1 protein-coding gene and 1 pseudogene are annotated in these 1,021 nt (G+C 70.6%); one reads left to right on the top strand and one right to left on the bottom strand.

The features are described 5' to 3' along the window. The coding region (locus ADBZ5U_RS16570; RefSeq protein WP_526811998.1) for an FAD-dependent oxidoreductase at positions 1-494 on the bottom strand (494 nt) is incomplete at its 3' end. Between the two features lie 238 nt (positions 495-732). On the opposite strand from ADBZ5U_RS16570, the pseudogene ADBZ5U_RS16565 reads away from it, so the two are divergent. Further along, positions 733-1,021, top strand: a pseudogene (locus tag ADBZ5U_RS16565) (hypothetical protein); the annotation flags it as partial.

The raw sequence follows: 1,021 nt of genomic DNA, 5'->3' as shown, positions 1-1,021 counted from the left end.
CGGTGGGCACCGTTCGCCCGACGGATGTCGAGCAAGCCACCGTCGGGCTGGTACACGGCGACAGTGTCGTCGTCGATCTGCCACTGCGGCCACCGGCGGCGCACCTCGTCGGCGTCGAGGTGCTCGCGTTCCACGTCGGCCGGCAATGTGGCGCCGTAGTTGTGCAGCTCGAGCTCACCCGGTGTGCCGCGCCGGGCCAGGTCGAGGCCGCCCGTGGTGGTGACCAGCTGTAGGCCGGACTCGGCCTCGACGTCGCGCCAGGCGCGGAACATCTCGTGGGTGAGCGCGGTGTAGACGGCCGAGTGGTAGGCGTGACGGATGATCCGCGAGTGGTCGTCCGAGCCGCCCCGGCCGTGCCCGAGGGCGAACTGCTCGATCGCCAGCACCCGACCAGCACCGGCACGCGCGAGCCGGTACGCCGTCGCGCTGCCCAGCGCACCGACACCCACCACGATGTGGTCGTAGGTGGTTGCACCCGGACTGACCTGCGCCACGAACGATCCTCCCCTGCGTCGGCCGTCGATCGACCGAGCACACGGTAGCCCCGGGGCCGCCGATGCCCGTGCGCCGCGGTCACACCCCGGCGCCGCCTACCGGAAACACCCTGCTCAGCGGACTCGTTCACCATCTGTTCACCTGGACGACGGCCGAGCGACAAAGGCCTGTCATCTTGCGTCGCTCGGCGGTGCTACGTTGCGCGTGCCATACCCCCACGTGAACGGAAGGCATTCCATGAGAGCACCAAAGAAAGTTCTCGCCGCCCTCGCAGCGACCGGCCTCCTGCTGGCCGCCTGCGGCAGCGACGAGGAGACCACCGAGACCACCGCCGCAGCCGCCACCACGGCTGCGCCCGAGACCAGTGCAGCGCCAGAGACCAGCGCCGCCCCCGAGACCAGCGCCGCCCCTGAGACCAGCGCAGCGCCGGCCGACCCGCTGGCCGCCCTGTACGAAGAGTGCAAGGCCGAAGGCAAGGTCAACCTGATCGCCCTGCCCGACGAGTGGGCCAACTACAAGGGCATCC

It is taken from the genome of Mycobacterium sp. (genome assembly GCF_040398885.1).
GTDB lineage: Bacteria > Actinomycetota > Actinomycetes > Mycobacteriales > Mycobacteriaceae > Mycobacterium.
The sequence above is the reverse complement of the archived record's forward strand: the minus strand, read 5'-3'. Positions and strand labels throughout refer to the sequence as shown.